The following is a 5,841-nucleotide window of genomic DNA, read 5'->3' on the forward strand; positions in this document are numbered from 1 at the left end:
TGTTGAATGTCATTGATATTGACCCCTTAGAGTTTCAGTCTATTTGACCCCCTAAGTGCAAAATATAACAAGATTGTTTACATTTCAATTTCTCCTTTATTAAGTTTCGGTATAGCATTTTTTCGATAAGACTCTCCATCGAGCACTATACAATAGCTCTTATGCACAACTCTATCTAGAGCAGCATTAGCCATAACCGGCTCAGGGAAGAGTTCCAGCCACCCTTCAGTTTTTCTGTTACTGGTAATAATAAAGCTGCTACTTATATATTTTTCAGCAATTAATTCATACAGATCTGATGCTTGTAGAGGAGTTAAAGCTTTAAGCCCAAAGTCATCTAAGATTAGTAAATCTGTTTTAGTATACTCTGTAATCATCTCTTTCCAAGAATCATCAGCCCTACTTGCCTGGAACTTGCTAAATAAGTTATTGGCTCTTATAAATTTTACTTTCTTACCGGCACGACATGCCTGGTGCCCTAATGCTTGAGCTAAATGGGTTTTGCCGGTTCCGGTAGGGCCTAGTATAATAACATTCTGCTTTTCTTTTATATATTTATTGCTCATTAGGTGATTTATTATTTGCCTTACTTCCATAGAGTATTTCTTCATATCAAGGTTCTCGAATGTCTTCTCTTCCTCGAATTTTGCTCCTTTTATTCTATGAGCTATACTTTTACATTCCCGTCTTTGTTTCTCATCCTGTAAAATAAGTCCTAAAAATTCCTCATAGGCTAAGCTTTTGTTTTTTGCTTCCTGTAACCTTAGCGGTAAAGTCTCAACCATACCGCTTAACCTTAGCTCTTTAGCTAATTTACTTATAATTACTTCATCCATGGTGTACCTCCATGGTTGTTGAGAACTCTTGCGCACTCCTTACATAGGATCCTTGTGGATTATTTAGCTTTGCTATGCTAAATTCTTCTTCTATTGCTTTGGCCTCCATGCCCTTTTCAAGCATGTTCTTTATATTCTTATATGAGTAACATTTATAACTATATGCTCTCTTACATGCCTTCTCCAGCCTATCAGCGCTAAAATGTTCCCTTAGCCTTAGTATCGCTTGGGCTTTTCTCAACCTCTGATTGCTTATATCACTTAACACTTCTTTTATAACTTCTAAAGTATTTAATCCTATAGATTCTGCTTCCTCTAAGCACTTCTCAGGTGTTTTTTGGATAAACTTCTTAACACTCTCAGGGTAATCTTCTACATCTGTTACCCATTTCCCTTTTTCATGTTCTCTTATATGGCTCTTAATAATCTTATGATTACAATATATCTCAACTACCCTTAATCCTCCTCTTACCCATACCTCATTGCCTATATAAGTGGTAGGTACAGAGTAAAAATTACCCCTGAACACTACATGGTGATCCCTATGGACTTTTGCTTTCTCCCACTCAGGTATATCAAACACCCCTTTCGGTAAGTACTTTAATGCAGCCTTTTCCTCCTTCTCATATATTTCCTTCGGCGTCTTCCCGGTAGTCCTCGTTACCTGATTAGCTATTATATTTCTGCACCATGCCTTTGCTTTCTCATTCGCTTCTTCTATATCTTTATACTTCCTTCCCGCTAGTAATTGTTGTTTTACTATTAGTACACTTCTTTCTATCTTCCCTTTATGCTGTGGTTGCCTTACCTTAGTCGGGTCAGCTATAAATCCATAATACCTTTCAAGTTCAGCATAACTTTTATTGATCGTTGGATCATATATATCTGCGCTTATTACTCCCGATTTTAAATTATCTAATACAATCCTTTGTGGTACTCCACCATAATAGTTAAACGCATTTATATGACTTTGTATCCATGATCTCTCATCTTGCTTAAATACATACTCTACATACCTCATCCGGCTATGCGATAATGTCATTATAAATATATATGCCTTCCTAAGCTTCTTTGTTTTCGGATCTACCATTAATCCTGCATTCCCGTAATCTACCTGCCCCTCTTCTCCGGCTTTCGTAGTTATATGTATCGTTGCGTTCTTCCTAACCAATATCCTTTTATTTATATATCTTCTCACACTGCTTTCACTTATTTTAACCCCTCTTTCACTTATTAATCTCCATATTTGTTTTATGGTTATATTTTCTTCCCCCAACCACTCCTTTATTTCTCCTTCATATATTATAAGCTTTTGTTCACTCCAGTCTTCCTTCTCTTTAACCTTGTATCTTTCAACTCTTATATTTGCTGATATCTCATCTACTTTCCTGCTATCATCTCCTACCTTCAGTCCCGACTCCAATCCTCTTCTTATTAAGCTCCTTATCGTATTACGTGCTACTCCTAGTGATCTTGATATTGCCTTAATCTTTACTCCGTTTACCCACCGGTACAGTATTTCACTTATTTCTGTCATCTCTAGTTTCCTCATTTCTGTTTATTACCTATTTGATAACCTTCTAAGAACCATTCTCTTCTTATAGGTACCTCTTTCAACTCCCTTCTTCCTTTCCTAAGCAAAAGGGGGCAAATAATTTGAAACTAGGGGGTCATTATCTTTGAAACTTTATCCATCTTCAGGGGGCATTTACCATGACGCTCAACAGTATTTGCTTTAACTATGTATATAATATAATTAAAAATAAACTTAAGTAATATTTTTATATATGAAAATTTAAGACCATTCTATTTAAGCTTTTAATACCAACCAATGTAACTAATATTATGAAAGGAAGTTAATAAGCTTATTTTAATTATTTAAAATCGTGATTTAATATATCGTACATTGTATTGCAAGTGACTCAATAAGCAAATTGCTTGTTTTTCAAATAATCCAATTTATTGCAGAATAACTGCTAGGGGCAATGTTAATAACATACAACATTGCCTGCCTTTAAGGTTTTATTACGGTTAATAAAGCGGTAGTTTTATAATACGAATGCATAATAGTATAAATTTTTTACATATGTTTAAGTCTTATTTAAGTATAAAACATGCATATAAACTTATATTTATAATATATTTATATTACAAAAGTAATATAAATATATTACTATAATATTATACCATTTCTTTTATTGCTTTTAATACTTTACCTGATTCTAACTTACTTCCTATATATATTAATGCTTGTATAATTTTATTATCACTAATACTTGTCCTACTTTCACCATTAACATCTTCCCTAATTTTTTCTAAAGTTTTTAAATCATCATTAGACAATCTGAAAGTTTTTATCTTATACCCTGCTTTACTTTTACTAACCATCCCTATATCTTTCTGTTGGTCAGTTACTATTTCGTTCAGGTTGCTTAATTTACTTAGTTTACTTGATGCATTTGCTAACTTAGCCATTTAATACCTCTTCTGTCAAAATTCTAAAATCTTCGGCACCATACCCTTTAGGATCAAATAAAAATATAGGCATTCCACTCATAGCAGCTTGGTTTACTGGTTCTGATCTTCGTATTACTGTTTCTGCAACTTTGTCTTTTACAGTTTCTAGCTCTGTATCAATGAATTTATTAGTCTGAGTAGTACGAGGATCAAAAGCATTTCTTACAATTTTATAAGGAAAATTTTTAGTTTCTTTTACTTCTGATATAATGGAAAATAAATCTGCTACACCATCTAAAGCATATCTAGAATAAGTAATTGGAATTATGAATTCTTGAGCGGCATAAATACCATTGACAGCTAATACTCCTAAAGTTGGAGGACAGTCAATTAATATTATATCAAATTTGTCTTTGACCTTTTGTAGAGCTTTATCTAAAATTTTTTCTCTATGTACCCTAGAAGAAACTTGTTCTGCGGCAACGGCTAGTCTTATATTAGAAGGCAAAAGAAAGAGGTTTTTTACTACAGCATTATTGATTATTGCGGGGTAAATTGCTTCTTCAATTTTAAATGAATTACTGAGTAATATATCATTTAAAGTTTTATCTGAATGTGGATTTCCATATATTACAGTACTATGTGATTGAGGATCTAGATCAACAATTAAAGTTCTTTTGCCATGTAAAGATAATCCATATGCAAGATTAACCGTAAGTGTTGTTTTTCCTACGCCTCCTTTTTGATTTATTACTGCTATTACTCTCATATTTTTCTCATAATTAATTTTGTATGTCTATAAGCAATATATTTTAAATAAAAATATAATAATTTTATATTACACTTATAATATATTTATAATACATATATAATATACATAAGCAACAATAAATATTATAAGTATAAAACTATTAATATTTAATTAAATATACTCTAAGAAAACATCAATACTAATATGCTATATAGCCCTTTATTTATGTTAGTTACAAAGGTCATTACTAATATATAAATATTATATTTCGCTTATTTATATAATATAATTATAATATATCTATATTATAATTATATTACAATGTACTGCATATATGTAGGCACATAATTATTAAATAATATTTTCCAAACGATACTGTTATTGCAATAATAATATACTAGTTGCACTTTTTGTCGCAAGCAATCACCATCAAACACATTTTTCAACTTTCTGTTGACAAAAGGTTAGTTTTATATCAGGCTAAGAACCATACACATATTAAAAAGAAATTTATGTCAAAAGAACAAAAGAAAATTAGGGTTACTATTTCAGTACCCCCTATGCTTATGGAAGAGTTAGATAAGATTATTAATGATGAAGTACTTACAAAATCACAATTTATATTAATGGCACTAAAAGAAAAAATTGATACGGAGAAAGCAAAAAAAGAATTAAGGATTCGTTAAAAAAAAGGGCACAGACTACGTCCATGCCGCTTTATCCTAAATTGATAGTACTATATTAATACTATAAGGTCAAGCGTAGTCTTTGTTTTATAACAACTTTTTATTGTTTTAAAGGAGACATATGTCATGACCAAAATGGCCATATATGAAATGCTCTTAGAAAAGCATTTTCATCCCCAGATTATCATTCCTCAATTAGCTAAGGAATTAGGCTTAGAGAAAGCTATCATCATTCAACAACTTCACTACTGGCTGCAAAAGTGCGGTAAAATTATCGATGGTAATGCTTGGGTATATAATACCTATAAGGATTGGCATAAGCAATTTTCTTATTGGTCTATCTCTAAAATTCAAAGATTTTTTTCTTCTCTGGAAAAGCAGGGTATTATTTTATCTAAAAAACTTAATGCTTGTAAATCAGACCATACTAAGTGGTATTCCATTAATTACTCTAAACTTATTGAAATATTAAGTGACTGCTTACCTGAAAAAAATTTTAGCATAGAACAATTTGAATTATCTTCATGTCAATCTGACACAATCATTAATAGGTTAACAGATAATAACCACCATAATAATAACTTTCTTTCTAATAATAAAACTAGCTCAAGGTTTAGAAAACCAGACAGACAAAATTTAAATTCTTTTGAAAAAGAAAGTTTTAAAGATGTTATGCAAACAATACCTTCACACAATCATATGTTCAAAACATTAGATAAAAAGACCGTTATAGTAGAGAAAAAGATATCAGAAGAAGGAATTGATATCTGTAATCAAATGATAGAAATATGGAACAAAATATTTTTAAACCGGAAAGATAAAGCAATAATGTCTAATAGCAGGGGACAAAAGCTAATTAGCTTATGGGAAGGAATAGTAGAAAAAGACATGAGTAGGTGGGAAGAGCTATGTATAAAAGTAAACTCAAGTAAGTTTTTAATGGGAGAAAAGAAGGCAGGGTTTAAGGCATATTTTGATTGGGTAATATGTGAGTTGACAGCAATGAAGATATTAGCAGGAGAATACGGGGTAGGGGATCGAGTACCGGATATAGAAAAGGAAAGAGAGAAGATAAGGGAAAAAGAAATTATAAAGTTTAGAGAAGAGAATA

Annotated in this window: 6 protein-coding genes; 2 read left to right on the forward strand and 4 right to left on the reverse strand. The window is 31.4% G+C overall.

Annotated elements, in window-relative coordinates; genetic code table 11:
- Window positions 1–77 precede the first annotated feature (77 nt).
- From istB to NF27_RS01155, 4 genes are all read right to left on the reverse strand, one after another.
- Window positions 78–836 carry an IS21-like element helper ATPase IstB gene (gene istB / locus NF27_RS01140; protein WP_039454911.1) on the reverse strand — a complete coding sequence of 253 codons (759 nt, stop codon included), beginning with the start codon at window positions 834–836 and terminating at the stop codon, window positions 78–80.
- A complete protein-coding gene (gene istA, locus NF27_RS01145) occupies window positions 829–2,373 on the reverse strand; it encodes an IS21 family transposase (protein ID WP_039454914.1) in 1,545 nt (514 codons plus the stop codon). The genes istB and istA overlap by 8 nt, the downstream gene beginning before the upstream one ends.
- A 644-nt stretch (window positions 2,374–3,017) precedes the next feature.
- Window positions 3,018–3,311, reverse strand: coding sequence for a hypothetical protein (locus tag NF27_RS01150; protein ID WP_039454917.1), 294 nt, complete (start codon window positions 3,309–3,311; stop codon window positions 3,018–3,020).
- On the reverse strand, window positions 3,304–4,062 hold the full coding sequence (locus NF27_RS01155; protein WP_039454920.1) for a ParA family protein: 759 nt from the start codon (window positions 4,060–4,062) through the stop codon (window positions 3,304–3,306). Before NF27_RS01155 ends, NF27_RS01150 begins: the two co-directional genes overlap by 8 nt.
- Window positions 4,063–4,556: 494 nt before the next feature.
- Between NF27_RS01155 and NF27_RS12780 the strand changes: the two genes are divergently transcribed.
- Window positions 4,557–4,730 carry a ribbon-helix-helix protein, CopG family gene (locus NF27_RS12780; protein ID WP_084212741.1) on the forward strand — a complete coding sequence of 58 codons (174 nt, stop codon included), beginning with the start codon at window positions 4,557–4,559 and terminating at the stop codon, window positions 4,728–4,730.
- A gap of 126 nt (window positions 4,731–4,856) precedes the next feature.
- Window positions 4,857–5,841 (forward strand): hypothetical protein (locus NF27_RS10965; protein ID WP_458692787.1); only part of this gene is annotated, 985 nt, incomplete at its 3' end.

The sequence above is a fragment of the Candidatus Jidaibacter acanthamoeba genome, from assembly GCF_000815465.1.
Taxonomy (GTDB): domain Bacteria; phylum Pseudomonadota; class Alphaproteobacteria; order Rickettsiales; family Midichloriaceae; genus Jidaibacter; species Jidaibacter acanthamoebae.

Excerpts from the sequence above, each read along its gene's own strand:
- istB (WP_039454911.1), bottom strand. The coding sequence starts at position 836 with ATGGATGAAGTAATTATAAGTAAATTAGCTAAAGAGCTAAGGTTAAGC.
- NF27_RS01155 (WP_039454920.1), bottom strand. The coding sequence starts at position 4,062 with ATGAGAGTAATAGCAGTAATAAATCAAAAAGGAGGCGTAGGAAAAACA.
- NF27_RS12780 (WP_084212741.1), top strand. The coding sequence starts at position 4,557 with ATGTCAAAAGAACAAAAGAAAATTAGGGTTACTATTTCAGTACCCCCT.
- NF27_RS01150 (WP_039454917.1), bottom strand. The coding sequence starts at position 3,311 with ATGGCTAAGTTAGCAAATGCATCAAGTAAACTAAGTAAATTAAGCAAC.
- istA (WP_039454914.1), bottom strand. The coding sequence starts at position 2,373 with ATGACAGAAATAAGTGAAATACTGTACCGGTGGGTAAACGGAGTAAAG.